Genomic DNA, 26,435 nt, shown 5'->3' with positions numbered 1-26,435 from the left:
ACGTACGCACGTAGCTACGTCCTGGTTTTGACCTGGGTCAAAACCGCCTTTCCCATCGAAACCGGAGCATGCCCATGGCTGGCCGCAACGTCACCGCTCGCTTTGCTGTAGAGGCCGACGTCGCGCAGGCGAAGCGCGACCTTGAGGCGGTGACGCAGCAGATCGACCAGCTCGGCAAAACCCGCGTCGACGGCGCCCGGCAGGAATTGGAGCAACTGAACGCCAGCACGTCCAAGCTGTCGGCCGGCTACACCGCCCTGACGGAGGACCAGCGCAAGGCCTACCAGCAGCGCGAACAGGATGCGCAGCAGGTCGACAAGCTCCGCCGCACCTACAAGACCCTGGAGGGCGCGCTGGAGACGCTGGACGTCCAGGTGAAGAACGGCTGGCGGTCGATGGAGGAGGCCGCCCGGCTGCAGCCGCAGCTTGCCGCCGCCTATACCCGGACCGGGCAGGCTGCGCGCCAAGCCGGGGCGGACATCCAGGCGGGGGCTGCGGCGACGAAGATGGCGGCGGCGGCACAGGACGCCGCGGGGGAAAGCGCCGGCCGGCTGCGCGGCGTGATGGGCAATCTCGGCTATCAGATCCAGGACGTCGCCGTTCAGGCACAGATGGGGACGAATGCCTTCATCATCATGGCGCAGCAGGGGCCGCAGATCGCGGGCGCCTTCGGCCCGGCCGGCGCGGCAATCGGCGCGCTGATCGCCGTGGCGTCGGTGGCGGCCGGTGTCATCTTCGGGATGGGCAAAAGCGCGGACGATGCCGAGACGGCCTTCACCAGCTACGCCAAGGCGATGGAGCTGGCGGCCAAGGTCAGCGGCGAACTGGCGACGGCGTCCGGAACCGTCCGCACCGCCATGGAGGCGGAACGGCGCAGCGTCATTGCGGCCCGCGAAGAGGTGTTGCGCAAGGCAGAGGCCGATCTTGTCGCGGCGCAGGCCGCCGAGACCAACGCCCGCAACGATTTGGGCGCCCGCCGTGCGCTTGGCGCCGGAACGCTGGACGACGTGGTCGAGACGCGGCGCAAGCGGGTGGCCGAGTTGCGGAAGGAGCTGCTGGTCCTGCGCGGCACCTATGGCGAGTTCAACGACGGCGCCCGCACCGCCGCGGAGACGACCGGGCAAGCCGCCGGCTCCACCAAGTCCTTGGCCGAGCAGACGGAGAAGCTGCGGGAAAGCCTGCGCGGTCAGATTAAAGACCTTGGCGTCCAGGTCGACACCTTCGACCGGTCCAACGCCGCGAAGCTCCGGGCGAAGTTGCAGACGGAAGCGATGACCGCGGCCGGGGTGTCCGACTACAGGGCGGTGGATGCCGGCACCCGCACGCTGATCGACCAAGCCGTCGCCCGGCAAGAACAGATCGACACGCTGGAGAAACAGAAGAAGGCACAGGAAGAGGCCACCCGCGCCGCGGAACAGGGTGCGGGGGAGGCCGAGCGGCAGACGAAACAGCATGCGAAGACCATCGAGCAGGCCGACAAGTACATCGACCGGCTGAAGAGCGAAGCTGACGCGCTCGGACTGTCGGAGCGCGAGCGGTTCGTCGCCAACAAGGCGATGGAGTTCGAGCTGCAGAACCGCGGGAAGCTGTCCGGCGCGGAAATGGACGCCTATCTCGCCAAGGTAAAGGAGGAGGCCGGCGCGCTCTACGACAGCACGGAAGCGCGTAACGCCAAGGCCAAGGCGGACGTGGAGGCGCTCCGCGCGTTGGAGAAGTACCAGCAGGACGTCACCCGCGTTGCGACCGATATCGGCAAGGATATCTCTCAAAACCTGTGGGACCAGATCACCGGCGAAGCCAAGGCCGGGGACGCGCTCCAGTTCTTCAAGAACTGGGCGAAGCGTCTCGGGGTGGAGATGCTGAACCAGAACATCGTCCTGCCGATCACCATGCAGATCGTCGGGTCGATGCCGTCGCTGTTCGGCATCCAGGCGCCCGCCGGTGCGGCAGGGGCCGCCACCAACGGCCTGACCGGCAGCCTGACCAACACCGCCCTGTCGAAGGCCGGCGGTTGGGCCATGGACAAGCTGGGCCTGTCCAACATCACCGGCAACATCATGAACACCCCGTTGTGGGGTTCGGCCGTCAGCATGTCGAGCGTCGGCGGCGGTGCCACCGTCATCGGCACGGCAAATCCGATCATCGGCGCGTCCACCGGAGCGATCCAGGCCGGCAGCCTGAACGCGGCCAACGGCATCGTGAACGCCGGCAACACCGCGGCCTTGAACGCGTCCTACAGCGGCACCGCCAGCGGCGCGGCCGGCACGGCGGGCGGCACGCTGAGCGGCGTTTTGGGGGCCGCCGGCGCGGGCGCCTTCGGTGGTGGCTTGGTCGGCGGCGCTCTTGGCACGGCGACCAATTCGAAGCTCGTCGGCGGTCTGTCCGGCGCCGCGGCCGGGGCTGGTGCGGGATATCTGTCCAGTCTGATGGGTCTCGGTGCAATGGGTGGCCCGTGGGGCATTGCCATTTCCGCGGTGGTCGGCGCGATCATGGGCATGCTCGGCACGCAGAAGGCGACCGTTGGCCCGACCGTTTCCAGCGGTATCAACCGCAGCGCAGACGGCAAATCCGTCACCTCCGGCGGATACCTGACCGACAATGGCGGTGACATCGCAGAAGCCCAGAAACTTGGCGATGCGATTGCCCTGACCGTGAATGCGGCGCTGCTGGGTGGTGGGTCTCTGACCCGTGACCTTGGTATCGGCAGGACCGCGAACAAAGGGCTGTATGTCAGCGGCAGCCTCCCGTATCGCGAGTTCGGCGACGATGTGGCGGCCATGTACCGCTATGCGCTGCTGGACTCGGGCACGCTGAAGGATGCTGGCGCGTCCACGACCAAGGCTATCAGAAACAGCAAAGCCAAGGATTTCGAAGAGGCCGCGAAGGACATCGCCCTTGGTGCGGCCATCGATGCGGGCAACACCGCTCTGGCCGCCCTGGACAAGTCGCTGGCCAGCTTCACGAAGTCCGCCAAGGAAGCCACGGCGGACGCGATGAAGCCGATGCTGGAGGAGTTCGAGAGGGCGAAGAAGCTGGACCTCGGGGCCGAATATGTTTCGGCCGCAACCGACCAGCTCAAGGCGTACCTGGACCAACTCCGCAACCCGGTCGACTTCACCCAGCGCGAACAGGAAATGGCGGCGCTGACCGGTCAGTTCGCGGCGATCCGGGAGGCTGTGGTGCAGCTCAAGCCGGAGATGGCGGCCTATACCGACCAGATCGAGGCGGAGACCCGCGCCCGGATCAAGTCGAACGCGGAGAACGACGCGAACCGTGCGCTGAACGCCGCCCTGGGCAGGGATTACGTCAACAGCATCAACGATCTTGTCAGCGCGCGGGACATCAACGCCCGCAATCTCGCGGCGGTTGGGGCCGACACCGCACGGGCGGCGGAAATCTTCGACGCATCGCTGCGCGGCGTGCTTGAGGGCCTGTCGTCTTCGGATCTCGACGTGGTGGCGACCCTGTTCACCGGCAGCGTCCGCGACTTGGCCGTCAGCATGCGCGATGCGGCGGCGGCATCCGACGCGGCGGCAGCGGCGGCGGAGCGGACGGCCTATGCCGCCGACCTGAACGCCCGGATGCAGGCCGCAGTAGGCAACGCCCGCGGCGCCGGCCTGATCGCGCTGGACGCGCAACAGGCGGCGGCACTCGCCACCGCCAGCGGCTACGACACGACGCAGCTCCAGCAGGTCCAGGCGGCCGAGCGGGCGTTGCAAGCCTTCAAGTTGGCGCAGGCTGACGTTCTGGCCGCCTATGACCAGCAAATCACGGCGCAGCAGGACTATATTGCCTCACTCACCGACGGTGCGGTAAAACTGGCACAATCGGCGCGTGAGTTCCGGTCGGCCTACGATGCTTTGGCGCTCAACGACAATTCGCCTCTGAACGCCAAGGATCGGTTGGAGGAGGCGCGTCGGCAGTTCGGAACCGCGCTCACCACTTACCGTGACGTTGCTTCCGCCGCGGAAGACCGGGACGCCGCCAAGCAAACCCTGCTGTCGCTTGGCCCCTCCCTGGTTCAACTGGCGAAGGGCTTTCTCGGCTCCACCTCCACCACGGATTACGATTATGTCCGCTCCGTGTTCGCGGAGCTTGGCGACACCACCGCGCTTGGTGTGGATACGGCCGAACAGCAACTAAAGGCCGCCAACGAGACGCTGAAGGAGATGCAGCGTCAACGGGCAGACGCCGCCCGGCTCGGGGAGCGTCAGTATGGCGCGCTGGTCGGGCTGAAAGACGTGATGGACCAGTCCTTTGCCTACTGGCAAGGCACTCTCGGCCCCCTGCTGGCCCGCACCGGCGCCAACGACAACAGGCCGCATTACAGCGCACCGGCGGCGGTCCAGTCGGCATGGGATGGCCTGTCGTCCGAGCAGCAGTTCGGCGTTGCTCGCGCGATGGGCTGGGGCGGGCAGGTCGACGAGGCGTTCAATATCTGGCTGGCGACCAGCGGCACGCGGGCGGCGGCCTTCGAGGGCAACGTCACCTCGATTGCCGGCGGCGCGCGCTACGGCGCCCCTGGCGATATCCAGGCCGCATGGGATGCCCTGTCGGGCAACCAGCAGGCCGCCGCAGTCCGTGCCGCCGGCTATGACAGCGGGATTGACGCCGGCCTGAATGCCTGGGTGAAGCTCGGGCACCAAGCCGCCTTCGAAGCGGCCATCCGGGCGCAGGCTCACGCCGCTGGCGTGCCCGGTTTCGCCGCCGGCACCCTGTCCACGCCGCCTGGTGCCGTGTGGGTGGGCGAGCAAGGGCCGGAACTGCTGTGGCAGGGCGGGGCGGCGGCAGTCGCCTCCTCCGTCGATAGTCTGCGCATCGCGCGAGCCTTCGAAGCGGCCAATGACCGTTGGTCCGGCAACGTCACCCCTCTCCGGTCGGCCGGCGCCTCCACTGTCAACACCCGCGGCATCGAGCAACGTCTGGACCGTGCCATTGCGGTCCTGGAGCGGGTGGTGGAGGCCATCGACTCCGGCAACGACGAAGCGCTCCCGGCGCTCAAGACCCTGGCTAGACAAGCCGCCCGGTCGCCCGAACCACTCGGGCGGCGGGTGGCAGGTGTGAGGTAATCCATGCCCTACCTGATGCGCGCGGAGCCGTACGACGCCGATCTTGGCGCCGTCCGGCCCGTCTACCGATCCGACGTCGGGTTCACGACGGAGCCGGAAGACAGCCCTTCAAACACCTACTTCGTGCGGCGGATCGACACTCCATTGACCGTCAAGCGGAGCCTTTTCAATGGGACCGCCATCGGCGGCTATTCGGAGACGTCCTTCGGCTCCGTCACGCTCGGCAATGACGACGGAGCCGACGATTGGCTTTCCGATCTGGATTGGGACGGCCGGCTGGTCGAAGTCCTCTATTCGCCCCTGGAGCGGCCGGCACTGGCCGACTTCGGGGTGTTGTTCTCCGGCGCCGCGGAGCAACTGGTCCTTGGCGACGCCATCGAAATCCAGCTTCGCGACCTGCTGGTGTTGCTGGACACCCCCGCCAGCCGCGGGCAGTTCGGCGGGGCCGGCGGCATCGACGGGACGGCGGAACTGAAGGGGCGGGAAAAGCCGTGGCTGATCGGCCGGCGCCGGCAGATTGAGCCGGTTCTGATCGACGCGGCCAACAACGTCTACATGGTCGACCCGCTGGGCTTCTCCACCCTTCTGGCCGCCCGTGACAAGGGCGTCGACTATCCGGCGGCGGTCGGGGACTATGGCTCCTACGACACCCTGGTTGCCGCGTCGATCACCGGCAACAACGTGGCAACGGCCAAGGCCGCCGGGCTGATCCGTCTCGGGCAGAAGCCGTCCGGGCGCTTCACCATCGACGCGGACGGGGTGACGGTCTCCGGCACCTGGATTTGCCGCTTCGCCGATCTGGTGCGCCATCTGGTCGCCACCATGACGACGCTGTCCGACGACGACCTGGACAGCGACTCCTTCACCGCCTTCAGCCTCAAGCAACCCGCGGTGCTGGGTTACTGGTGCGACGGCTCCAGCGTGCCGAAGGTGCGCGACGTCATCGACGAACTGTCGGCCACCGTCGGGGCGTATTGGGGGTTCGGGGATGACCGGCTCCTGTCTCTCGGCCGCTACGAGGGGCCGGCGGCAACCGCCGACTATGAGTTCGACGCGCGGGACATCATCGACCTGACACCGGAACCGGTGGAACGGCGCATGAAGTCCCTCAAGCTGGGCTATCGCCCCTTCGGCGTCGTGTTCACCGCCGACGAGCTGGACCAAGTCAACGTCACCGCGGCTAACCGGGAGGCGTTCCAAAATGAATACCGGTGGACCGCCGTGGCCACCGATGCGGCGGCTGAAGCGGCGTCGCTGCTGGCCACCGAAGAAGAGGCGCAGACCCTTTTCGATGCGGAAGCGGACGCCGTGGCCGAGCGGGACCGGCGCCTTTCGCTCTATGCCGCCAAGCGGAAAGGCTTCTCCGTCACGGTGCCGATCACTCCAGGGCTGACCGTCGGCCACACGGTCAAGCTGACCGATGGCCGCTATGGACTGTCGGCCGGCTGGCGCGGCATCGCCCTGGAGATCGAGAGGAACGCCAACGATGAAACCCTGACCATGAAGGTGATGGGCTGATGCAGGCGCTATGGAAGAAACCGACCGATGACGGGACCTATTCCGAAGGGTCATGGATCGGCACGGGCGGGCTGTCGCTGAACAACCTGAAGACACAGGACGTGATGGAGCTTGCCCGGTCAACCGACGCGGCGGAGACCTCCACCTATTGGCGGATCGACTTCGGCCGGCTGGTGCCGCTGAGTTGCTTCGCCATCCTCAACCACAACGGCACCGTCCAGGCCAAGCGCCGGCACGTCGTCACCAACAGCCCGACCAACAGCGGCGCCCCCGTCTACGATACCGGCATGGAGCGGATGCGGGTGGCCACCGAGATTTGGGGCGCCCGCCCGTTCGGCGCTTTCTCTTTCGACGGCATCGACACCGCGGCTTATCCGGGCGGCACCATCGACCTGCATTTTGCTCCCTCCACCGTCTACGGCCGATATCTCTTCACCTACGTGAACGACGTCGACAACCCGGCCGGCTATTTCCAGGCGGGTCGCTTCATGGCGGGGGAGGCTTGGTCCCACCGGGTGAAGTACGGGTTCCAAGTCCGGACGGTGGACCCGAGCGAAACCCGCCGGACCCGCGGCGGCCGGCGCCTGGTCAGACGTCGTCCGCGCTACCGAACAATGACGATGACCTTTGAGGCGATGACCGAGCGGGACGCCTTCGCGACGGGCTTCGAGATCGAAAACCAACTCGGCAAGGATGGGGATTTCCTGCTGGTCTACGACCAGAACGACGATCCATCCATCCAGTTCCGCCGAACCATCTACGCTGCGCTGGTCGATACCGCCGGCATCACCACGACGTCGCACCGGCGCTATGGCTGGTCGATGAATGCGGAGGAACTGATCTGATGGCGATCTTCAACGGACGCGACTGGACGGTGGCCGATATGCTGCCGTTCAAGTACGTGGAGAATTGGGACGGCTTTTTCGACGACCTCATTGAGGAGATGGACGCGCGCCGCAATGGTTTGGGCGCTTCGCTTGTCGCCACGTCCTCCACCAGCGATGTCGCCATCGGCACCGGCACCAAGACGCTGACGGTCGCCAGCCCGTCCACCAAGGGCTTTGTGGCGGGGATGTACGTGGTGGTGGCGGACGCCTCGAATAGCGCCAACGCCATGACGGGCCGCGTGACCAGCTACGACACCACGACGGGTGCGCTGGTCATCTCCGTTCCGACCGGTGGCACGACGGGCAGCGGCACGCCGTCGTCGTGGGTGATCGGCATCGGCGGACAGCCCGGCGCCACCGGCCCGGCCGGCGCGGCCGGCGCTGGTCCGGTCTGGTACGGCACCAGCGCCGGCACAGCAAATGCGCAGACGCTTTCTGGATCTCTGTCTGTGCTGACCGGGAACCCCTCCGTGGAGTGGGTCGCTGGCGCCACGAACGCGAGCGTCACGCGCACAAACCTGCTGCCATATTCCAAGCAGTTGGATAATGGAACATGGGGCAAGCTTGGCAACACGGTAACGGCCGATGCCTCTGTCTGGATCGATGGTCAGTCGGTCATGGACAAGATCGCAGAAACCGCTGTGTCAGGCCAGCATGGCGCATACTATGTCTCGGTGTCCGGCCTAAGCGCCAGCACGACCTATACCGCATCCATATATGTCAAGGCTGCCGAGCGCACCAAAGGCAGGCTGATGTTCTTGGATAGCAGTTTCGCTGACGGCGTGTATGCCACCTTCGACTTGTCCGCCGGTACGGTGTCGGCATTCACTCTTGGCGCCGGCAGTAATGCCGCAGCGGCCATAGACGCCTTGCCGGGCGGTATCTACCGGGTATCGATTTCCGGCAGGATGAACAACTCTAGGACGACTGGCGGCCTGTACCTCAACTCCCGCGACGCCAGCGGAAACGACAATTACACAGGCGTGTCCGGCTATGGCTTCTACGCTGTCGGCGCGCAGTTGGAAGCCGGCGCTGTCGCCACGCCGCTAATCACCACGGCGGCAACGTCTTCCTCCGTCGCTGACGGGCACATGACACTTGCCGTGGGCTCTACGTCCGCCAAGCCGTTGCTTGATTATGCTGGAAACGCCCTGTTGATCGGGGCGGTGGCATACGGCAGCAAATACGTGGCGACATACGACGGGGCGTATTGGCGGCTGTCTGGTGGCTCTGGATCGGGCGCTGTGTCTCTTCCTGTTACGAGCCTATCCAGCACCTACACGGTATCCTCTTCGGATGCTGGAAAGCTCTTCGACTGCACCAGCACCTTCACTGCCACTCTGGTTTCCGCGGCTGCGGTCAGCAATGGGTTCGCAGTCTACTTTCTCAACTCTGGCGCCGGCACGATCACGGTTGCCCCGCCCTCCGGCACGATCAGCGGACAGGCCAGCATCACGCTTGCGCCCGGCGAATGGCTGATTGCAATAGCGACCGGATCGACGTGGAAGGGGATGAAGAACAGCACGGCGTCAACGGTCGGGCCGTTCTGGTCCAGCACGGACAAAGATACATCCCTAGTGGTGTCGGAGAGCGGCCGAAAGCTTGGGGCCACTGGCACTTCGCAATACGGCTCTGGTCGCGGGACGACGGCAATCACCGATAAGCGGTATTTTGAAGTCGAGGTGGTTTCAGTTACGACTCCTTCGACCGGACCCGGCATAGGCGTTTCCGTAGGCTCCGTTTCTCTGGCTGCCGGCGCGCGGTATTACGATAACGCGCTTGGTTTCGCCTACAGCAAGAGCGGTAACAAGGCAAGTGGCGGAAGTTCGACGGCGTTCGGTTCCAGCTACACGGCCGGAGATATCATTTCTGTTGCGGTCGATGTGGCCGCCGGAAAAATTTGGTTCGCGAAAAACGGCGTCTGGCAGGCGAGCGGAGACCCCGCATCCGGCACCAACGCCGCCTTCAGCTTCGCCGCCGGCACCCCGATGTATCCGGCCGGCTATCTGGACGGCAACAGTGTCGACAACAGCGTCCGTTTTCGTTGGCCGACGATTTACGCGGCTCCGGCAGGCTTTGGCATCGTAGGGGTGTAAGCGATGGACATCTTCGAAACTGTGCCGTCATTCGACGCAAGCACCCACCGTCAGGCCACCACCTACGTCGACACGCCGGACCCGGACAATGACCGGATCGTCCGGGTGTGGGGCGTGGAGCCGATCCCGCCCGAGGAGATCGCCGCCGCCCTGGCTGCCGCCCGAGCCTTAGCAGTCACTGCCAACAACGAGGCAGCCGGCCGTGCGCGTGAGGCCTATCTGACCGCGGTGCCTGGCCAAGCGACCACCTACGCCGCCAAACAGGCGGAGGTGGGTCGCTGGGTCGATGCGGGGCGCCCTGCCGACGCCGCCGCAGACGCCTATCCGTGGGCTGGCGACCGCGCGGAGCGGCGCGCCGTGACGGTCGCCCAGGTACTGACTGAATGGGATGCCGTAACCGCCGCTTGGGAGTCCGTCGGCCGACTGATCGAGTGCGAGCGCGAGCGGGTCAATGAGGCCATCGCCGCTGCCGGCACGGTGGAGGCGATCCAGGCGGCGCGGGATAGCGCGGCGTACCCAACGCCCTGACCCCACGCGACAAGACTCCACCCGACCGGCCGCCTCGCGCGGCCTTTTTCATGTCCGGAGCACGCCATGCCCGACAGCTCATCCCCCGCAGAGCAGGAGGTGCAGCAGGCGCTGGCCGCCTGTGGCGGCGACCGTGACGCCGCCCTCCTGCTGCTCGCCCACCTGTTTTGCAACGCCCGCCGCGCGATCTGCGGCGGGTTCCTCCGGCTCGGTCAGCCGGCCGAGTCCACCACCAGAAGGACCTGAACCATGGTGACGATCACCACCAAGCCGGTCTGCCAAGCCGCGGTCGACCTCGTGAAGCATTTCGAAGGTCTGTATCTCAAAGCCTATCTCTGCCCGGCGGGCGTTCCCACCATCGGCTACGGCCACACGGCCGGGGTGAAGATGGGCCAGACCATCACCGCCGATCAGGCTGAGCAGCTGCTCCTGGACGACCTGTCCGACGCGCTCGCCCGCGTCGACGCCCTGGTCAAAGTGCCGCTGAACGACAATCAGCGCGGCGCCCTGTCCTCCTTCGTCTTCAACCTGGGGGCTGGCAGCCTGGGCAGTTCCACCCTGCTGAAGCTGCTGAACGCCGGCAACTATGACGAGGCCGCAGGCCAGTTCGGCCGCTGGGTCAACGCCACGGTGAACGGCAAGCCGACCCGACTGCCGGGCCTCGTCGCCCGTCGCGCGGCCGAGGCGGCGCTGTTCTCCGGCGCCGCCGCGACCATGCCGTCCGAACAGCCCCACCCCATGCCGCAGATGGGCAACGCGCCGGCCGGCGCCGAAGACGACGAGGTGCGCGCGATCCAGCGGATCGTCGGCGCAAAGGCTGACGGCGCGTTCGGGCCGGCTACCACCCTGGCAGTGAAGAAGTGGCAGTTCCTGCACAATCTGGAGCCGGATGGAATCGTCGGGCCGCTGACCCGCGCGAAGATGGGGCTGTGACCTTTCCGGTTTGACCGACTCCCAGTGATTGAGCTTCTGACCGCCCGCGCCATCCCGGCTGCGGGCTTTTTTCATGTCCTGAAGGAGGCATCTCATGGCCGTAGCCATCCCCCTCATCACCGCCCTGACCCCCGTCATCGCCGACCTGATCGACAAGATCCCCGACCCGGACGCCAAGGCGAAGGCCGCCGCGTCGGCGAATGCCCAACTCGTCGCCCTGCTCCAGACCGGCGACACGGCGCAGCTCGCCGTCAACACCGCCGAGGCCGCCAATCCCAGCCTGTTCGTCAGCGGCTGGCGCCCGGCCGTCGGCTGGGTCTGCGTCCTCGGCCTTCTGGTCCAGACCGTCGGCTATCCGCTTATGGGCTGGGGCCTGTCGATCTGGTCGCCGGGCACGCCCATGCCCCAGATCGACACGGATACGCTGATGGGGCTTCTGGTGCCGATGCTGGGCATCGGGGCTTACCGCACCTTCGAGAAGGTGAAAGGGGTAACGCGGTGATGCGGCGGCTTGTCGAGACGATGCCCCTGCAAGGGAGCCCGCACGGGCCGGTGCTGCGCGCGGCGCGAGATGCCCTGTGCGCGGCCGGGCTGGCGGCCGGCGTTACCCTGGTGCTGGTTGAGGAATGGGAGGCGCTGCAGCGGCTGAACGCCCGGCACCGCGGCGATTGGTTCCCCCTCCTTCCCCGGCCGGCGGCGGCACCGTCCTTCTGGGTGGCTGCGGTCGATGCTGACGGCGAGTTCGTCGCCACCCATGGTGTGGTGCTGCTCGACTGCTCGGCGGTCAGCTTCGGCGCCCGAGTCGGTGACCTGACGGCGTTCCATGATCCTGGTGCTGCTCCGTCGGAAGAGTTCGGGTTCTGTGCCTCGCCGGCTGCACATGAGACGCGCGGGGCGGTGGCGTGGATCGTCGCTGGCTGGAACCGGCCGGACTGGCGGGGCAGGGGGTTGTTCCACCTGCTGGGTGCCGTAGCGCGGCTGGTGGCACTGGATCGCTGGTCGCCGCGGTGGGTGGTCGGGCTGGTCGATCCGGAATCTGTGCCGGTGTGGGTGCGCCGCTGCGCCGGCCGGGCGCTGTTGGAGCACCTGCCCGCGGTGCTCTACCAGCAGGCGGGCGTCGGGCGGCTGCCGCTCCACTTCATGCGGTGGAGCTGGCCGGCGGTGCTGCTCGACCTGCGGGACGCGGCGCGGGCGCGCTCAATGCAGGGTCTGGATGTTGACGGCAGACAGGACGGCGCGGCGGCCCCGGTCCTCCCACCCATAGAGGGCGTGGGTGTAGACGAAGGGCCGGCCGACGCCCGAGACCGTCACCCGGTTGAAGACCGCCTCGCCGGCGCCGATGCTCTCGGCATACTGCGCCCCGATGCTGTGCGCGAACTCGACATGGGGATCCGCTTCGTCGGGTTGGTTGATGACGGCCCGGCCCCAGGCGCGGCCGAGAACCGACAGGGTCGGCACCCCCAGGTGCCGGAAGCACAGAGGTTCGGCCGGGCCGGCGCTGGACAGGAAGGTGCAGCGGTCCATCAGACCGGCGCGCTTCAGGAAGGCGGGCAGGGAGGGCGTCAGCACGCGCTGGCGCCGGCACTCCGCCACGATGTTGCGCTGCCAGTCCGTCGCCTCGGCGAGCGTCAGCCGGACGATGGTTGTCTCCGGCGGGACGGCGGGGCGCTGGGCGCCCCGGTCCTGAGTGGGGAAGGCGAGGATGGTCATGCCGCGCGCTCCAGCTTCAGGGCCTCCACCGCGGCGGCATAGGCGGCCTGGAACTGCTCCGGGGTGATGCCGGCGGCGCTGGCCCCGGCGTCGACCATGCGGCCGGTCGGCTCCAGCGGCAGGGCCAGAGTGGCGGGCGCCTCGGCCTCGAAGGCGGCGACCGTATCGGCGAAGGCGTCGGCGTCCTGGTGCTGATCGTTGGCACCGCCTTGTTCGGCCGGGATGTCGGCGAGATGGTCCTCCATCCATTGGCGGTATTCCCAGGTCATTCCATGCTCGCGAGCAAAGTCCAGCATGGCGCTGTGCAGATGGGACGAAACGGGCAAGAAGCGCATGAACGACAGGAACGCTTCCCGCCGTTCCGGCTTCAGCGCACAGAAGCGCCTGAGTGCTTCATCGCGCTGCCCCTGTGCCAGATCAGGCGCCCGAACCTCCTCATCCGCACTCGCTGCCCTGTTGCGCGTGCATACGGCCTGCATGGCTCGGGAAATCTCCTCGGGGAGTTGATAGACTTCCTCCCTTCGTTCAGCCTCCTCCGCCAACTTCACATGCCGCTGCATCAGCTGCCGCAGCCCCGTGACCATCGCCCGGAACGGTTCCCGCATATTGGCGGGCAGTTGGTCGGCACCGCCCTCGATCAGGAAAAGCAGGCGCGGCCATGGACGTGAGCTGCTCTCGTCGATATTCGGCAGAAGCTCATCATCAAGCAGATCGTTCGATCTCTTGAGAAAATAGCCCAGCTTTACAATGGCGCCACTAAGATGCTGCACCGGTTCCAGTTCCAGCCGGTCTTCGAGTTCGTCGAGAGCCGCTTCCGCGGCTTCGTGGTCTTCTTCGGACAGCCCTTCATCAAGGTAACGAGCGCGCGCTTGGACCCACCGTACATAGAGGCTGGCAAGGGTGTCCTGTGGCGCCTCTTCTCCAGCTTCAGGAACGGAAAGGTCAGGCCCGACGATCAACGACTGAGACCGCTTTATGTTCGCCTCAAGCATCTGCGCGTGGCGACGGAGGGACAGAACGAACACCCCGAGCACCTCGGCGTCGTTGGTCACACTGAGCATCTGCCGTACGGCCCGGCAGAGCGCCGCCGCGGCGCGTATGACGGCGTTCTCCAACGCGCTCCACCGGGCGGCGAGGGCGTCGGCCTGCTCGTCGTTCAGCGGGGCGGGTCCGTCGTTCTCCGCCAGCAGCTCCGCAGTCTTCTGGCTGGCCTCGGCAATCGTCATGCCGAGTGCCGGAAGGGTGCTGCTGCCCAGCAGCATGGCGCGCAGACTATGCGGGGGATGCGCGGTATCTCTGGCTGGCGCATTGGCCGCAGGCTTATCGGTGGTGGTTTCCGGCTGCATTGCGTGATCTCCGGACGCGAGGAGCCGCGCGAACGCAACTGCTGCTGCAGCCGTGCCGTTCGGGGGTGCATCGCTCGCCGTCATAGTTTGGGGCGTTTCTGCCTCCAGCAACTCGGCGTAGGGAGCCGACAGGGTGCGGGGCATGACGAGATGGGTGTCGGGCATAGCTGCCTCCATGATTGAGCGATGCAGGAAAGTCGACGACCGGGGTGTGAGAGCCGGTGCGCGTTCCCAATAAAACCGCTGAACACAGAGGTGCGTTGAGTTCCTAAATAGTACGTTTACTGAAAGGATTTCTCCTCAATGCCAGTTGAGAGCTTGTCCAACGCCTGATGGATTGTCGCTCGCACTCGGGCATTCCATCGAAGAGTGGGGGATTGGCGGATGGCACCTATTTTGCCGACAGGTCGGCGCCGAACCAGCGGCCGGACAGGCGCGCGGTGGTGCCGTCCTCGGCGGCGCTGGCGATGGCCTGGGTGAAGTGGGCGGACAGCTGGTCGCCCTTGCGGACGGCGACAGCCACGCCACCGCCCAACGCACCGCCGCTGAAGGCGGGGCCGGCCGGGATCAGGTTCCCGCCGGCGGCGCGCAGGGCCTCGATGGATGTCAGGGCGGTCAGCATCGCGTCGACGCGGCCGGCGGCGAGGTCCAGGGCGGCAGCATCCACCGTCTCGTAGAAGCGCACCCGGGCGCGGGGGAACAGCGTCTCGAGCATGTGGGCGTGGATGGTCGAGGCCTGCACGGCGATCACCTTCCCGTCCAGGACGCGCGCGGCGCTGCCGACGATGCGCTGACCGGCCGGGGCGGAGAGGTCTGCGTGCGCCACGTCAGGCAGCGCGCCGGCCAGCTCGGAGCCCGGCCGCACCGCGAACACGGCGGGGTCGGCGGCATAGGCGGCGCTGAAGTCGACCACGGCGGCGCGTTCGGCGGTGGCCGTGACACCCGCCATGACAGCGTCATACCGGCCCTGCTGCAGGCCGGGCAGGATGCCGGTCCAGTCCTCGGCGACGATGGCGCAGCGGACCCGCATCCGGCGGCAGAGGTCTTGCGCAAGGTCAACCTCGAAGCCAACAAGCTTACCGTCGGCGGTGGTAGCGTTCCACGGGGCGAAGGCGCCCTCGGTGGCGATCCGCAGCACCGGCTCAGGCTCCGGCTGCTGGTTGGCGAAGGAGGCGGCGCCGGCGGCGATGGTGGCGGCGACGGCCGCGGCGGTGGCGATCAGGGCGAGGCGGCTCATGGGCTGGATCCTCCAGGCAAGGCAGGGGCGTTCACGCCGGACGGCGCGTTGCGTGGTGGCTGGTCATTGGTGTGGGCAGCGTCAGGCGGCGGTCAGCCGATGGCGGAACTGGTGGCGTGACGCTCTTGATCGGCGATCCAATTCAGGATGGTGGACTTCCGCGCGCAGATGATGGCGCCGATCCTGAAGGTCGGGATGCGGCCATCGGCGACGAAATGGTAAGCCTGCCGACGCGTGACGCCCATGAACTTCGCGATGCTGTCGGCACCTTGCAGGATGTCGTCGGCGAGGGTGGGTGGAGCAAGTTGCGCGGCCGGTACGACTCGGGCTTTCACGAGATGCTCCTTTCATAAGAGTTGATGGACTTTCCGAAAGTGAAGTTAAACTTCATTTTCGAGGCGGTCAAGCGGGAAGTGAAGATAAACTTCACCGCCGTTGTGCCTGGGGGCCGTATGCGCTAGGATGCCCCTATGATAACGCCGAAACATATCAAAGCCGCCCGCGTGCTTCTCGATTGGAAGCAATCCGATCTGGCTGCCGCCGCCGGCATCTCCGAAACCGCCCTTGCCAACATAGAGCGTGGTGCAACCGATCCTCGGGTCAGCACCATGAACTCCATTCAGCAGGCGCTGGAGGCGGTGGGCATTGAGTTTTTCAACGGTGGTGAGCCGGGGGTTCGCTTGCGTAAGATCAAGGGGTGAGCCCATGGACGGAGAGGACAACGCGAACCGAATCGAGTTTGGGCCGCGTCAGCCCATTCCTTCAATTGTAAGGAATGCCATTATCAAAGCATATGCCGGGAAATGTCAGTATTGTGGAGATGAAAATTCAAATCACGTCGATCACATAATCCCGGTTTCTGCTGGTGGTGAAAATGATCTGGTAAATCTGACATTGGCATGTGCGGCGTGTAATGGAAAGAAACGCGCTCTTCTCTTGCCAGAGACCTATCTTGGTATCCTTGTTGCTCGTGCCATTACGAAGAAGTCGCTGGTAGAGCAACTGATAGCGAATGCAGCACCGAAGCGCGCGCATTCCAGGTTCATTGCTAAGCCAGCACCCGAAATACTTTCGCTTAGGTCAGAGCATCAGCGGACAGGAATGTCGCTCACGTTAAGCCGCCAGATGAAGGCGGCGCGCGCATTGATCGGATGGGAGCAACAGCAGCTTGCCGATGCGGCTGGAGTTGCGATCAACACCATCCGGCGAATGGAGGCAGGTGACGGTCCGATCAAGGCAAATGCGGAGACGCTGCGGAAGGTTGAACGCGCGCTGATGGATGCAGGCCTGGAGCTTCTGAATCACGGCGCGCCTGGTGTGCGCCTTCGCCAAGTTGTCCCGTCCGCCGGAGCCTCGTCCGAATGAGCGTGGTGGAGAATGAACGCACCAAGCTCACTTCCGGTCCAGCCCGCGCTCTTTCGCCACAGTTTCTTCCCGATATCGACTCCCGGCTATTGCCCCTTCATAATGTTGGTTGCGCTGAGCCGCTCCGGCTCTCGCCATGGGATAGGGGGCGGGGATGCAGTGTGCCTGGACGGTTGGATTGGGCCTAACGGCAGTGGCGCTGAGCGCTTGCCAATCGCCGCGTGGTGCAGCGAACCAGGCATTCTATTCAGGAGCAGCCGCTTCCAATGTCGGTGGGGCTGCAACATGCCGTTCTGGCCTAACAGGAATCATCTATACGGTCCATGGCGCCAACTGCTCCAAAGGCGATACGCCGGTACCGCAAGGGGCTGCTGACTCTTCGATTGCGACTACGTCGGCGGCAATTCCGCCATTGGCCACGCCAACAGCCGCTCAACCTCAGCGCGGCTTGTCTTGTGAGGAGGCAGCGGCTCTGGGGCCGGCGAAGGCGATGAAGGTCGACGACCTGTTGGCAGCCCTGCGGCCGCTCGCACGGAAGAAAGGTGAGTTCGAAACGACGGCCGAGTATGAGGGGAAATTCACGCCCGCCCTGGAGAAGATCGCCGCAAAGGCAAGAGCAACAACCGATCAGGAGCGCGTTATCCTCGCCTTCCCGCTCCGGCCCAGCAGCATGTCGTACGATGCTGACAAGGGGCAGATCACAATCGGCTCAACCGTCTCCCGGTATATAGGGCTGTTGCCTTCGAAGTGGGCGCTCGGGGCAGAGGGGTATATCCCGACTTCTTCAAAGCGCGTCGGCTCCTCAACCTATGTCGGTTCCAATGCGTTCGGCGTGAAGAAGAACGTGATCAAGATTGCCACGATGGATACTGGCGTCCTCGTTCCCGGCAAGGCCCTGAGCGGTTGGCCATCTGAATTTTCAGCGATAACGAAGGCCATGGCCCCGCGAGATGCAATGGTTGCCAAGAACAGCATGTACGTGATGATGGCCGGTCGCCTTTTGCCGCCATTCGTTGTTACCGGGGAGGCTTATCAGGGGGCGACCATCAGCCTCCCAATCGAATCGGCCACGAAGGTTGAGGCCCTGAAATTTACCCCGGAGTGCGCCATCGTCTACGATGCCGGCTCCAAGCAGGTGATGGGCTCCGTACCATTCAAACGCTGACCCTCGCGGCGGGCAACCTCCCCATGACCAACCTCCCCGCCCGCGTGGCCGCGCTCGAACTGCTGGTCGAGCAGCTGATCCTGGAGCGCGTGATGATGGCTGACGATCCGGCCGGAGCGCTGCGTCAGGCAATGGGCGGGAGGACGCGGCTTGCTTCCGAGCGGCCGGGTGCGCCGCCGGAGACGGTAGGCACGATTGCCGACGTGCTGGAGCGGGTGATGAACAGGCTGGGGGACGGGTAAGGAGAATACGGCAAGCAGGGCCTACCATCATCCACCGGGTCAATATGCGAAAGAAGCCTATTATGGCAGATATGGAAAAAGAAAAGTTGTTGTCTGAGGCGGTACTTGCGCTCAGTGCACTTGCCGAGAGAAGTATCAACAAGATTGATGCGCTTACGATGTTCGCGGAATTCATGTTGATGCTGGCTAAAGAGAAAGAGACAGATAAAGGCTTAGTGGAATTCATGGGCAGAATAGAAAAACTGATAGAAGCAGACAGGGATGAGGTTGAGCGCGCTTACAATGTAGTCGGGAATATTGAGAAAATCGCGAGAGCTATTGGGGGAAAAAATGACGCAACCACTTGAAAGGTGGGAGCGCCGGATGGCGGAGACCGAAGGGCGCCGCAGGGCGCGCGGGTTGGACGCCCTCCCGCTTGACGGCGGCGGGGGTGGCCCCCATGATCCTGGTATGGAACAGCGCGTTGCAAAGCTCGAAGAGACGGTTCAGGGCATCGACAAGGCCCTTCGCGAGCTCGTGCCATCAATCAAGCAGATCGCTGACGGCATGCCGAAGGTTCGGGAGGATCTCGCGGAGATGAAAGGGCGCTTGACTGGCATCGAGGGCCAGCTTCGGCAGGTCCCTACGCTGTGGTCGATAGGCGGGACCATGCTGGCGATAAATGCGGGTATCGTTGCGGTCGCCGGCCTGATCATCGCTCTGCTGAAGGCCTAAAGCTATCCATACCCCACCATGGCCCGCCGCCACCCGGCCGGCGGGCTTTCTTGCGCCTGAACTCAGCCCCCCACTCGCGCGCCAGCCCAGCGCGGTTAATGATCGTGATCCGGCCGGGCGTGTTGGCGGGATAGCCGAGCCGACAGAAGCGGTACAGGGCCGGCTTGCTGTGCCGCCGGCCTGATCCATGTCGACAATGCGCCCCGGCAACATCGGCCCGGCACAACCCACCGGGCGGCAGCAATTTCCCACGGGAACAGGGCGCGAACAATCGGCCGGCCCGTGTTGCGTCCGTGTTGCATGGAGTTTTCGGGAATGATCGGAAAACGGCGGATTTGCTGGGTTTCGTCATGAAACGGCATGCAACACGGCCATAGGGGGATTTCTCCCGCTATGGCCTTGTTTCTTCTGCGATTTCCGTCGCTCAGTTCGCGAAACGTCCTCAGAACGGCATGATGATGTCGTACAGCTGCTGGCCATAGCGCGGCTGCTGGACGTCGGTGATCTGGCCGCGGCCGCCGTAGGAGATGCGGGCCTCGGCGATCTTTTCGTAGCTGATGGTGTTCTGGGCGGTGATGTCCTCGGGGCGGATCACGCCGTGGATCTGCAGGTCGCGCAGCTCGTAATTGACGCGGACCTCCTGACGGCCCTGGATGACGAGATTGCCGTTGGGCAAGGTCTGGGTCACCAGCGCCGCCACCTTCAGTTCGATCTGCTCGTTGCGGTCGACCGACCCCTTGCCGTCATTGTTGGTGGAACTGTTCAGGTTCACGAGGTTCGACGCCGAGGCGCCCGACGGCAGCACGCGGCTCAGCGTGTCGCCCTCCAGGCCGAACAGGTTCGGCATTCCGGCCGCTTCGGTGTTGGCGCGCGACCGCTTGCTCTCGTTCGACAGCTTGGCCTGGTCGGAGATCGAGATGTTGATGGTCAGGATGTCGCCCACCTTGTTGGCGCGCTGGTCCTTGAAGAAGGCCTTCGAGCCGTTCCGCCACAGCGAGTTCGGGTTGCGCTCCGTCGGCAGCGGGGTCGGCATCGGCAGGCTGATCGGCTGATAGCCGGCCTTGGCCTGCGGGTCCTGGATGGTCGACAGTTCCGGCGCCTTGCCGATGTCGGCGATGCGCGAGGCGGCGCCGCAGGCGGTCAGCGAGGTGGCGGCGGCGGCGATCATCGCGAAGCGGATCAGACGGGCGGTCTTGGTGGCGGACATTGGAGCTTTCTCCTCACTGCGCGATGGTGCCGGGCTTTGCCACGGCGACGACGTTGGGGCCCGCGACCGTCGCTTCGACGATGCGGTTGGATTGGGTGTTCACGACGCGGATGACCTCGCCCCTGCCGCCGTCCTGCAGGGCCTTGCCCTGGGTGGTCAGCGTCATGGACGGCGTCGACAGGGTGATGGTCACCAGGGATCCCTTGTCGACCATGCGCGGCGATTGCAGGTCGCGCAGGCGGACGGGCTGGTTGGTGGACACGCCGCGCCTGGGCGTCATGCCGATCAGCTGCGCGTCGGTGGCGGCGGTGTCGCTGGTGGTCTGGTCGGCGCGCACGTCCAGCCAGTCGATGTCGCCCGGGCCGATGATGTCGCCGGGGATGACGCGGCGCGACAGCACCGGGATCTGCACCACGCCGAAGGCGCGGCCCGACACCGGCAGGCGGACCTGGCTGCCCGTTGCCACGATCTCCGCGGCGAAGCGGCCCTGGACCGGGCTGTAATAGAGATTCTCCACCGCCAGACCGCCGGCGCCCTGGGGCGCCCGCAGCTCGACCGCGCGGCTGTCCAGCTCCATCTGGAGCCGGCCGACGGTGACGATCCGCGACAGCGCGTCCGACAGCACCGCCTCCACATGCGGCATGCCATAGACGACGTCCGGAACCGGCGCCGTCGTACCGGTTGCCGCCGCACCCGCGCCCGGAGCCGTGGCGGCCGGCGCGGCGACCGGGGCGGTCAGCAGGGCGGCGCCGAGGATCAGGGCGGGCAGGCGGCGGGTGGCGAGGTGGCGGATCATGGCGGTGGTTCCCGAATTCGAGGCTGAAGCGAGGCGCCGGCGGTGCCGGCGTTACTTCATCTGGCTGGCCTGCTGCATCATCTCGTCGGTGGTCTTGATGACCTTGGAGTTCATCTCGTACGCGCGCTGTGCGGTGATCAGGGTGGTGATCTCCTGCACGACGTTGACGTTGGAGGTCTCCAGGGCGCCCTGGGTGACGCGGCCGAAGCCGGGGGCGCCGGGGTTGCCGGTCACCGCCTGGCCGGAGGCGCCGGATTCCATGAACAGGTTGTCGCCGGTGGCTTCCAGGCCGGCGGCGTTGGCGAAGGTGGCGAGCTGGATCTGACCGACATTCTGCGTGGCGGTCTGGCCGTCCAGCTTGATCAGCACCTCGCCCGACGAGTTGATGGAGATGTCCACCGCGTTGTTCGGGATGGTGATGTTCGGCTGGACCGGATAGCCGTCGGCGGTGACGATCATGCCTTCCGGCGACAGCTTGAAATTGCCGGCGCGGGTGTAGGCGGTGTCACCGCTGGGCAGAGTCACCTGGAAGTAACCCGATCCGTTGATCGCGACGTCCAGCTTGTTGTCGGTGATGTTCAGGTTGCCCTGTTCCAGCACGCGGGCCACCGCGGCGACGCGCACGCCGGCACCCACCTGCACGCCGGTCGGCACGACGGTGCCCGCATCCGACGAGGTCGAGCCGATGCGGCGGAAATTCTGGTACAGCAGGTCCTGGAATTCCGCCCGCTGCTTCTTGTAGCCAGTGGTGGTCGAGTTGGCGATGTTGTTGGAGATCGTCTCGACGTTGAGCTGCTGGGCGATCATGCCGGTGGCGCCGATGGCGAGGCTGCGCATGGTGGTCTTCTCCTCTCGTCGTCGGTCGGGGTCAGGCCGTACGGCCCAGACGCTGAAGCATCGTGCGGATGCGCTCGTGTTCGTTGTCCATCATCCGCTGTGCGGACATGTACTGGCGCTGAAGTTCGATCATCTGCGTCATCTCGACCACTGGCTTCACGTTCGAACCTTCAAGCAATCCCTGTGCCACTTTGGTCTCGGCCGGGGCGGGCTCGGGCTGCTCGTCGGTGACGTACAGGCCGTTGCCGACCTCGGTCATCAGCTGCTCGTTCTTGAAGGTGACGATGTTCAGCTTGCCCACCGGGCCCAGCTCGGTGGCGACGGTGCCGTCGCCGCTGACCTTCACGTCGCTGGTGCCGGCCGGGATGGTGATGGGCTGGCCGTTGTTGGCCAGGACCGGCAGGCCTCCGGCATCCACCAGCTGGCGCTCGTCGTTCAGGCGGAAATTGCCGGCACGGGTGTAGCGGGGGCCGCTGGCCGTATCGACGGTGAAGTAACCCTGGCCGGTCAGCGCCAGATCCAGCGGATTGCCGGTCTGGGTCATGGCGCCGTTGGACAGGTCGCGCACCACCGCGCGGTCCTGGACGAAGCTGAGCTTCTCGTGAAGGCCGGGCTTTTCCAGGAACTCGGTGAACAGCATCCGCTGGTTCTTGTAGCCGGTCGTGTTGACGTTCGCGATGTTGTTCGACGTCACGTCCAGCTGGCGCCGCAGGGCCATCTGGTGCGACAGGGCGACGTAGATCGAATTTTCCATCTTGCGGCCTCTTCACCTTGCGAACGGATCGGGCGACTGCGTCCGACCGGCGAAAGGGGTAATGCAGGTGCCGTGCCAACGTCGCCGAAGCCCTGAAATCCCGTGACTCCGGGCAAGCCGGGGGCAATCCCGCCGCATGGGGCAGGGGATGCCGGGCAGAATCTGCCGGGGTACGGGCGTTCCTTGCCGGGTTCCGCCGGGCAAGACTCTCCCGTTCCCGCCGCAGGGCTGGTGCGGCAGGGCGATGGACGGCAAGCCCGCGATCCCGAGGGGGCGGCGGGCAGCCGGGGGGCGGAGTCCGGGCGCGGTTGGGCCTTGCGCGGCAGGGCGGTGGCGGACTGCCGGGCAGGCCCAATCAAGAACCGTGCCGAAACCGCCACAACGGGGTGAAACCTGCTCGCCCGGGGTGTCCCATCAGCCACTCGAAAGGAGTTATTAACTATCCCAAAAGTAGCTTTGGCATGGACAGACGGTGGGGCGGGCGGCGGATGCCTGCACCTGTTGCGCACCTCGAACGAACCAGGATGTCATGGCTGCCGAAACCGACGCCGGGGAACTTTCGACCGACGGCCTGCCGCGGAAGAAATTCAGCGGCAAGAAGCTGGTCCTGTTCGTCGTCCTTCCCCTGGTCCTGCTGATCGGCGCCGGTGCCGGCGTCTATTTCTCCGGCCTGCTCGACAGCCTGCTGGGCAAGGAGGAACAGGCGGCCGAGGGCGAACATGCCGCGGCGGAAGGCGAGCATGCGGCCGAGCCCGGCAAGCCCGATCCGCATGCGGCCCCGGTCTTCTACGATCTGCCGGACATGCTGGTGAACCTGAACACCGGTAACAAGCGTCCGGCCTTCCTGAAGATCAAGATCTCCATCCAGCTGTCGAAGCCGGAGGATGTCGGTGCGGTGGAACATGTGCTGCCGCGCATCATCGACAACTTCCAGGTCTATCTGCGCGAATTGCGGCTGGAGGATTTGCGCGGGTCGGCCGGCATGTACCGGCTGCGACAGGAACTGCTTCTGCGCATCACCGCCGCTGCCTATCCGGTGAAGGTGAAGGACGTGCTGTTCAAGGAAATGCTGGTCCAGTGAGGGTCCGGTCAGGTGGGGATGTGGACCGATGAGCGACACCGGTGAACTGAGCGAAGAGGAACGGCTTGCCGCGGAATGGGCGGCATTGGCCGAGGACAGCGGCGATGTCGGCGAAGTGGGCGGCGGCGGGTCGACCCGCGTCCTGAACCAGGACGAGATCGACAGCCTGCTGGGCTTCGACCAGGGTGGCGCCGGCGACGGCGACAACTCCGGCATCATGGCGCTGGTCAACTCGGCGCTGGTCAACTACGAACGCCTGCCGATGCTGGAGGTGGTGTTCGACCGCCTCGTCCGCATGATGTCGACCAGCCTCCGCAACTTCACCTCCGACAACGTCGAGGTCAGCCTCGACCAGATTTCCTCGGTCCGTTTCGGCGATTACCTGAACTCCATCCCGCTGCCGGCGATGCTGTCGGTCTTCAAGGCGGAGGAGTGGGACAATTACGGCCTGATGGTCGTCGACTCCGCCCTGATCTATTCCATCGTCGACGTGCTGCTGGGCGGCCGGCGCGGCACCGCGGCGATGCGCATCGAAGGGCGCCCCTACACCACCATCGAACGCAACCTCGTGGAACGCATGGTCCATGTGGTGCTGTCCGACCTGTCCGCCGCCTTCGATCCGCTGTCGCCCGTCACCTTCCGCTTCGACCGGCTGGAGACCAATCCGCGCTTCGCCACCATCGCGCGGCCCGCCAACGCGGCGGTGCTGGTCAAGCTGCGCATCGACATGGAGGATCGCGGCGGCCGGCTGGAGCTGATGATCCCCTACGCGACGCTGGAGCCGGTGCGTGAGCTGCTGCTCCAGATGTTCATGGGCGAGAAGTTCGGCCGTGACTCGATCTGGGAAACCCACCTGGCGTCCGAACTGATGGTGACGGACGTCGACCTGTCGGCCGTGCTCGACGAGGTGACGATGACCCTGCACGACGTGCTGAACTGGCGCGTCGGCACCCGTATCCTGCTGAACGCCACACCCGACGGCGCCATCGAGCTGCGCTGCGGCGACGTGTCGATGTTCCAGGGGCGGATGGGGCGCAAGGGCGGGCATATCGCCGTCCGCCTGGAAAAGGAACTGCCCAAGCAGGAGGTCATGAGGCTATGAGTCCGCTGATCTCCATCGTCATCGACGTCGTGATGGTCGGCCTGCTGGCCGCGACCATCGCCTATGCGATCATCCTGAACCGGCAGATCATCGCGCTGCGCGAGAGTCGCGGCGAGATGGCCGAGCTGATCCAGGGCCTGAACGATGCGATGGCGCGGGCGGAGACCGGCGTGCGCACGCTGAAGAAGGCGGCCAGCGACACCGGCGAGGATCTTCAGCGCACCGTCAACAAGGCGCAGACCCTGCGCGACGAGCTGGAGTTCATGATCGAGGCGGCCGACGCGCTGGCCAACCGGCTGGGCAGTGTCGGCGAGCGGGACGGCGGCCGGCGCGACAGTGGGCGCGATGGCGGCGGGCGTGATGGCGGGCGCTCCAATGCCGTGGCTCCGGCGCTGGCCTCGCGCATCCCGGCCAAGACGCCGCTGGTGGCGCCGCGTCCGGCCCTGCGCAGCCTGCCGGCCGAGGACGAGCACGACCATGCCCCGCCGCCGGCCCGGCTGGACGCGCCGCCGCGCCGCGCCGCCGCGCGTGCCGAACCGGCTGCCGAGCCGCGCGATCCCATTGCCCGGGATCCGATCACCAGAGATGGCGAGAGCCTGTCCAGGGCCGAACGCGAACTTCTGCAGGCGATCGAGAATGCCGGTAAGGGGCTTGGATGACCATGCGCACCAATGACGGCAAGCCCGCCACGGCGGCAGCTTCTCAGGAACAGAAGGTCGTGATCCGCCCGGCCGGTGCCGCGCCGACCGGCGTCCGCACCTCCTCCACGCTGGCGACCCAACAGGCCCAGCAGGCGCAACTGCCGGCGGTGCGTTCCGCCGCGGGCACCAAGCTCCCGGCGAAGAAGGGCAAGGCCAAGGCCAAGGGCAAGCCGCGCAAGCCGGCGTCGCCGCGCGTGCCGCTGACCGAGCGGTTGCGGGCGCGGCTGCGCGGCTTCCGTTTCCGCCTGTTGCCGCTGACCATCTTCGTCGCGGTGATGATGCTGGGGGTCCGGGTCGGCGATTTGTGGCGCCTCGCCACCCATGATGCCCGCCTGCCGGACTTCCCGGTCAGCCTCGCCCAGGGGCCGCAGAGCTCCACCCCGGCGACGCCGCCCGCCCAGGTTCCGCCGGGTCAGGTGCCGCCGGGTCAGGCTCCTGCCGCCACCACCAAGCCGGTTGCAAACGCCGGCGCCGGCCAGCCCGGCAAGGAGGCTCCTCCGGCCCCCGGCGGGTCGAGCGGCCCGGCGAACGCGCCCCTGGCTCCGCTCGGTCCCATCGACAACCAGGAACTGCTCCAGCATTTCGCCGAGCGCCGCGCCGAGATCGAGCGCCGCACCAAGGAGATGGAGCAGCGCGAGGCCCTGCTGGCCGCCGCCGAGAAGCGGATCGACCAGAAGGTCGCGGAGATGGAGAAGACCCGCGCCGACATCCAGAAGCTGATGGCCCAGGGCGACGAGAAGCAGTCGGCCCAGCTGGAAAGTCTGGTGAAGATCTACGAGACGATGAAGCCGAAGGAAGCGGCCCGCATCTTCGAGGAACTCGACATGCCGGTTCTGCTGGGCGTCATCCAGAAGATGAAGGAACAGAAGACCGCGCCGATCCTGGCCGCCATGGACCCGGTGAAGGCCAAGGAAGTCACCTCGGCATTGGTCGAGCGCCGCGTGCCGCTGTCGGCAACGATCACGGCGCCGAAGTAGGGACGATTTTACTTGGTGGGGCACTCAGCGGTGCCCCCTCCCTAACCCTCCCCCACCTTCGGTGGGAGAGGGGACTGCCGCCGTCTTGCGAATCTACCCTCTCCCGCGATCGAACCGACCTTCGGTCGGCCGAGGGCGGGGGAGGGAGGGACCCGCGGCGAAGCCGTGGG

At 66.0% G+C, this 26,435-nt stretch carries 27 protein-coding genes and 1 pseudogene; 19 read left to right on the top strand and 9 right to left on the bottom strand.

From position 1 onward, the window contains the following. Positions 1 to 74 precede the first annotated feature (74 nt). The 9 genes and pseudogenes from AZOLI_RS07685 to AZOLI_RS07650 all read left to right on the top strand — a co-directional run bounded on the left by AZOLI_RS07685 (position 75) and on the right by AZOLI_RS07650 (position 11,533). Positions 75 to 5,069, top strand: a complete 4,995-nt coding sequence (locus AZOLI_RS07685) for a hypothetical protein (RefSeq protein WP_014248036.1) — start codon at positions 75 to 77, stop codon at positions 5,067 to 5,069. A gap of 3 nt (positions 5,070 to 5,072) precedes the next feature. Next, positions 5,073 to 6,587: a hypothetical protein gene (locus tag AZOLI_RS07680; RefSeq protein ID WP_014248035.1), complete on the top strand. Its 1,515-nt coding sequence runs from the start codon at positions 5,073 to 5,075 to the stop codon at positions 6,585 to 6,587. Further along, positions 6,587 to 7,432: a hypothetical protein gene (locus tag AZOLI_RS07675; RefSeq protein WP_014248034.1), complete on the top strand. Its 846-nt coding sequence runs from the start codon at positions 6,587 to 6,589 to the stop codon at positions 7,430 to 7,432. The genes AZOLI_RS07680 and AZOLI_RS07675 overlap by 1 nt, the downstream gene beginning before the upstream one ends. Beyond that, positions 7,432 to 9,570, top strand: a complete 2,139-nt coding sequence (locus AZOLI_RS07670) for a phage head spike fiber domain-containing protein (RefSeq protein ID WP_014248033.1) — start codon at positions 7,432 to 7,434, stop codon at positions 9,568 to 9,570. Before AZOLI_RS07675 ends, AZOLI_RS07670 begins: the two co-directional genes overlap by 1 nt. A gap of 3 nt (positions 9,571 to 9,573) precedes the next feature. Continuing rightward, positions 9,574 to 10,098, top strand: coding sequence for a hypothetical protein (locus AZOLI_RS07665; protein WP_014248032.1), 525 nt, complete (start codon positions 9,574 to 9,576; stop codon positions 10,096 to 10,098). A 66-nt stretch (positions 10,099 to 10,164) separates the two neighbouring features. Further along, entirely contained in the window at positions 10,165 to 10,344 is a 180-nt protein-coding gene (locus AZOLI_RS07660; RefSeq protein ID WP_014248031.1) for a hypothetical protein, read from the top strand. 3 nt (positions 10,345 to 10,347) lie between these two features. Next, positions 10,348 to 10,794, top strand: a pseudogene (locus AZOLI_RS07655) (lysozyme); the annotation flags it as partial. Positions 10,795 to 10,812: 18 nt separating this feature from the next. Continuing rightward, on the top strand, positions 10,813 to 11,031 hold the full coding sequence (locus AZOLI_RS33800; RefSeq protein ID WP_429725897.1) for a peptidoglycan-binding domain-containing protein: 219 nt from the start codon (positions 10,813 to 10,815) through the stop codon (positions 11,029 to 11,031). Between the two features lie 94 nt (positions 11,032 to 11,125). Further along, complete coding sequence (locus tag AZOLI_RS07650) at positions 11,126 to 11,533, top strand: 3TM-type holin (protein ID WP_014248029.1); 408 nt, start codon at positions 11,126 to 11,128, stop codon at positions 11,531 to 11,533. Here the strand turns inward: AZOLI_RS07650 and AZOLI_RS32350 are convergent. The 5 genes from AZOLI_RS32350 to AZOLI_RS07630 form a co-directional block, all read right to left on the bottom strand. Then, entirely contained in the window at positions 11,494 to 11,856 is a 363-nt protein-coding gene (locus AZOLI_RS32350; RefSeq protein ID WP_162488014.1) for a hypothetical protein, read from the bottom strand. The genes AZOLI_RS07650 and AZOLI_RS32350 overlap by 40 nt on opposite strands. A gap of 372 nt (positions 11,857 to 12,228) precedes the next feature. Next, the gene (locus AZOLI_RS07645; RefSeq protein ID WP_014248028.1) at positions 12,229 to 12,741 is read right to left on the bottom strand and encodes a hypothetical protein; all 513 of its coding nucleotides are present in this window, start codon (positions 12,739 to 12,741) and stop codon (positions 12,229 to 12,231) included. Continuing rightward, positions 12,738 to 14,252, bottom strand: coding sequence for a hypothetical protein (locus tag AZOLI_RS07640; RefSeq protein ID WP_014248027.1), 1,515 nt, complete (start codon positions 14,250 to 14,252; stop codon positions 12,738 to 12,740). The genes AZOLI_RS07645 and AZOLI_RS07640 overlap by 4 nt, the downstream gene beginning before the upstream one ends. A gap of 226 nt (positions 14,253 to 14,478) precedes the next feature. Further along, positions 14,479 to 15,324: a transporter substrate-binding domain-containing protein gene (locus AZOLI_RS07635; protein WP_014248026.1), complete on the bottom strand. Its 846-nt coding sequence runs from the start codon at positions 15,322 to 15,324 to the stop codon at positions 14,479 to 14,481. A 92-nt stretch (positions 15,325 to 15,416) separates the two neighbouring features. Beyond that, the gene (locus AZOLI_RS07630; protein WP_014248025.1) at positions 15,417 to 15,659 is read right to left on the bottom strand and encodes a hypothetical protein; all 243 of its coding nucleotides are present in this window, start codon (positions 15,657 to 15,659) and stop codon (positions 15,417 to 15,419) included. 135 nt (positions 15,660 to 15,794) lie between these two features. Here AZOLI_RS07630 and AZOLI_RS07625 point away from each other — a divergent pair, with 135 nt between their 5' ends. From AZOLI_RS07625 to AZOLI_RS07595, 6 genes are all read left to right on the top strand, one after another. Next, a complete protein-coding gene (locus AZOLI_RS07625; protein ID WP_014248024.1) occupies positions 15,795 to 16,025 on the top strand; it encodes a helix-turn-helix transcriptional regulator in 231 nt (76 codons plus the stop codon). A gap of 4 nt (positions 16,026 to 16,029) precedes the next feature. Next, positions 16,030 to 16,689 (top strand): HNH endonuclease, encoded by a 660-nt coding sequence (locus AZOLI_RS32960; protein ID WP_081505915.1) that lies wholly within the window; start codon positions 16,030 to 16,032, stop codon positions 16,687 to 16,689. A gap of 490 nt (positions 16,690 to 17,179) precedes the next feature. Continuing rightward, the gene (locus AZOLI_RS07610; protein ID WP_044549843.1) at positions 17,180 to 17,854 is read left to right on the top strand and encodes a hypothetical protein; all 675 of its coding nucleotides are present in this window, start codon (positions 17,180 to 17,182) and stop codon (positions 17,852 to 17,854) included. Positions 17,855 to 17,877: 23 nt separating this feature from the next. Beyond that, a complete protein-coding gene (locus AZOLI_RS07605; RefSeq protein ID WP_014248023.1) occupies positions 17,878 to 18,096 on the top strand; it encodes a hypothetical protein in 219 nt (72 codons plus the stop codon). Positions 18,097 to 18,158: 62 nt separating this feature from the next. Beyond that, on the top strand, positions 18,159 to 18,443 hold the full coding sequence (locus AZOLI_RS07600) for a hypothetical protein (protein WP_044549840.1): 285 nt from the start codon (positions 18,159 to 18,161) through the stop codon (positions 18,441 to 18,443). Positions 18,444 to 18,459: 16 nt separating this feature from the next. Next, positions 18,460 to 18,810: a hypothetical protein gene (locus AZOLI_RS07595; RefSeq protein WP_014248022.1), complete on the top strand. Its 351-nt coding sequence runs from the start codon at positions 18,460 to 18,462 to the stop codon at positions 18,808 to 18,810. A gap of 442 nt (positions 18,811 to 19,252) precedes the next feature. Here AZOLI_RS07595 and flgH read toward each other — a convergent pair whose 3' ends face one another. From flgH to flgF, 4 genes are read right to left on the bottom strand one after another with little or no spacing between them, the layout of a single operon-like run. Then, a complete protein-coding gene (flgH, locus tag AZOLI_RS07590; RefSeq protein WP_014248021.1) occupies positions 19,253 to 20,017 on the bottom strand; it encodes a flagellar basal body L-ring protein FlgH in 765 nt (254 codons plus the stop codon). 13 nt (positions 20,018 to 20,030) lie between these two features. Next, a complete protein-coding gene (gene flgA, locus AZOLI_RS07585; RefSeq protein WP_014248020.1) occupies positions 20,031 to 20,813 on the bottom strand; it encodes a flagellar basal body P-ring formation chaperone FlgA in 783 nt (260 codons plus the stop codon). A 51-nt stretch (positions 20,814 to 20,864) separates the two neighbouring features. After that, a complete protein-coding gene (gene flgG / locus AZOLI_RS07580; protein WP_014248019.1) occupies positions 20,865 to 21,650 on the bottom strand; it encodes a flagellar basal-body rod protein FlgG in 786 nt (261 codons plus the stop codon). A 31-nt stretch (positions 21,651 to 21,681) separates the two neighbouring features. Then, a complete protein-coding gene (flgF, locus tag AZOLI_RS07575) occupies positions 21,682 to 22,404 on the bottom strand; it encodes a flagellar basal-body rod protein FlgF (protein ID WP_014248018.1) in 723 nt (240 codons plus the stop codon). Positions 22,405 to 22,933: 529 nt separating this feature from the next. On the opposite strand from flgF, the gene AZOLI_RS07570 reads away from it, so the two are divergent. From AZOLI_RS07570 to AZOLI_RS07555, 4 genes are read left to right on the top strand one after another with little or no spacing between them, the layout of a single operon-like run. Beyond that, entirely contained in the window at positions 22,934 to 23,485 is a 552-nt protein-coding gene (locus AZOLI_RS07570) for a flagellar basal body-associated FliL family protein (protein ID WP_014248016.1), read from the top strand. 28 nt (positions 23,486 to 23,513) lie between these two features. Next, positions 23,514 to 24,587, top strand: coding sequence for a flagellar motor switch protein FliM (fliM, locus tag AZOLI_RS07565; RefSeq protein ID WP_012974444.1), 1,074 nt, complete (start codon positions 23,514 to 23,516; stop codon positions 24,585 to 24,587). Then, positions 24,584 to 25,246 carry a DUF6468 domain-containing protein gene (locus AZOLI_RS07560; protein ID WP_014248015.1) on the top strand — a complete coding sequence of 221 codons (663 nt, stop codon included), beginning with the start codon at positions 24,584 to 24,586 and terminating at the stop codon, positions 25,244 to 25,246. The genes fliM and AZOLI_RS07560 overlap by 4 nt, the downstream gene beginning before the upstream one ends. Beyond that, positions 25,243 to 26,265, top strand: coding sequence for a magnesium transporter MgtE N-terminal domain-containing protein (locus tag AZOLI_RS07555; RefSeq protein WP_014248014.1), 1,023 nt, complete (start codon positions 25,243 to 25,245; stop codon positions 26,263 to 26,265). Before AZOLI_RS07560 ends, AZOLI_RS07555 begins: the two co-directional genes overlap by 4 nt. The last annotated feature ends 170 nt before the right edge of the window (positions 26,266 to 26,435 follow it).

This window comes from Azospirillum lipoferum 4B (assembly GCF_000283655.1).
Taxonomy (GTDB): Bacteria; Pseudomonadota; Alphaproteobacteria; order Azospirillales; family Azospirillaceae; genus Azospirillum; species Azospirillum lipoferum_C.
The sequence above is the reverse complement of the archived record's forward strand: the minus strand, read 5'-3'. Positions and strand labels throughout refer to the sequence as shown.

Excerpts from the sequence above, each read along its gene's own strand:
- AZOLI_RS32350 (WP_162488014.1), bottom strand. The coding sequence starts at position 11,856 with ATGGAACGCCGTCAGGTCACCGACTCGGGCGCCGAAGCTGACCGCCGA.
- AZOLI_RS07560 (WP_014248015.1), top strand. The coding sequence starts at position 24,584 with ATGAGTCCGCTGATCTCCATCGTCATCGACGTCGTGATGGTCGGCCTG.
- AZOLI_RS07600 (WP_044549840.1), top strand. The coding sequence starts at position 18,159 with ATGGCAGATATGGAAAAAGAAAAGTTGTTGTCTGAGGCGGTACTTGCG.
- AZOLI_RS07670 (WP_014248033.1), top strand. The coding sequence starts at position 7,432 with ATGGCGATCTTCAACGGACGCGACTGGACGGTGGCCGATATGCTGCCG.
- AZOLI_RS07625 (WP_014248024.1), top strand. The coding sequence starts at position 15,795 with ATGATAACGCCGAAACATATCAAAGCCGCCCGCGTGCTTCTCGATTGG.
- AZOLI_RS07595 (WP_014248022.1), top strand. The coding sequence starts at position 18,460 with ATGGCGGAGACCGAAGGGCGCCGCAGGGCGCGCGGGTTGGACGCCCTC.
- AZOLI_RS07605 (WP_014248023.1), top strand. The coding sequence starts at position 17,878 with ATGACCAACCTCCCCGCCCGCGTGGCCGCGCTCGAACTGCTGGTCGAG.
- AZOLI_RS32960 (WP_081505915.1), top strand. The coding sequence starts at position 16,030 with ATGGACGGAGAGGACAACGCGAACCGAATCGAGTTTGGGCCGCGTCAG.
- flgG (WP_014248019.1), bottom strand. The coding sequence starts at position 21,650 with ATGCGCAGCCTCGCCATCGGCGCCACCGGCATGATCGCCCAGCAGCTC.
- AZOLI_RS07685 (WP_014248036.1), top strand. The coding sequence starts at position 75 with ATGGCTGGCCGCAACGTCACCGCTCGCTTTGCTGTAGAGGCCGACGTC.
- AZOLI_RS07555 (WP_014248014.1), top strand. The coding sequence starts at position 25,243 with ATGACCATGCGCACCAATGACGGCAAGCCCGCCACGGCGGCAGCTTCT.
- AZOLI_RS07640 (WP_014248027.1), bottom strand. The coding sequence starts at position 14,252 with ATGCCCGACACCCATCTCGTCATGCCCCGCACCCTGTCGGCTCCCTAC.
- flgA (WP_014248020.1), bottom strand. The coding sequence starts at position 20,813 with ATGATCCGCCACCTCGCCACCCGCCGCCTGCCCGCCCTGATCCTCGGC.
- AZOLI_RS07570 (WP_014248016.1), top strand. The coding sequence starts at position 22,934 with ATGGCTGCCGAAACCGACGCCGGGGAACTTTCGACCGACGGCCTGCCG.
- AZOLI_RS07645 (WP_014248028.1), bottom strand. The coding sequence starts at position 12,741 with ATGACCATCCTCGCCTTCCCCACTCAGGACCGGGGCGCCCAGCGCCCC.
- AZOLI_RS07675 (WP_014248034.1), top strand. The coding sequence starts at position 6,587 with ATGCAGGCGCTATGGAAGAAACCGACCGATGACGGGACCTATTCCGAA.
- AZOLI_RS07680 (WP_014248035.1), top strand. The coding sequence starts at position 5,073 with ATGCCCTACCTGATGCGCGCGGAGCCGTACGACGCCGATCTTGGCGCC.
- fliM (WP_012974444.1), top strand. The coding sequence starts at position 23,514 with ATGAGCGACACCGGTGAACTGAGCGAAGAGGAACGGCTTGCCGCGGAA.
- AZOLI_RS33800 (WP_429725897.1), top strand. The coding sequence starts at position 10,813 with ATGCCGTCCGAACAGCCCCACCCCATGCCGCAGATGGGCAACGCGCCG.
- AZOLI_RS07610 (WP_044549843.1), top strand. The coding sequence starts at position 17,180 with ATGAAGGTCGACGACCTGTTGGCAGCCCTGCGGCCGCTCGCACGGAAG.
- AZOLI_RS07635 (WP_014248026.1), bottom strand. The coding sequence starts at position 15,324 with ATGAGCCGCCTCGCCCTGATCGCCACCGCCGCGGCCGTCGCCGCCACC.
- AZOLI_RS07660 (WP_014248031.1), top strand. The coding sequence starts at position 10,165 with ATGCCCGACAGCTCATCCCCCGCAGAGCAGGAGGTGCAGCAGGCGCTG.
- AZOLI_RS07665 (WP_014248032.1), top strand. The coding sequence starts at position 9,574 with ATGGACATCTTCGAAACTGTGCCGTCATTCGACGCAAGCACCCACCGT.
- flgF (WP_014248018.1), bottom strand. The coding sequence starts at position 22,404 with ATGGAAAATTCGATCTACGTCGCCCTGTCGCACCAGATGGCCCTGCGG.
- flgH (WP_014248021.1), bottom strand. The coding sequence starts at position 20,017 with ATGTCCGCCACCAAGACCGCCCGTCTGATCCGCTTCGCGATGATCGCC.
- AZOLI_RS07650 (WP_014248029.1), top strand. The coding sequence starts at position 11,126 with ATGGCCGTAGCCATCCCCCTCATCACCGCCCTGACCCCCGTCATCGCC.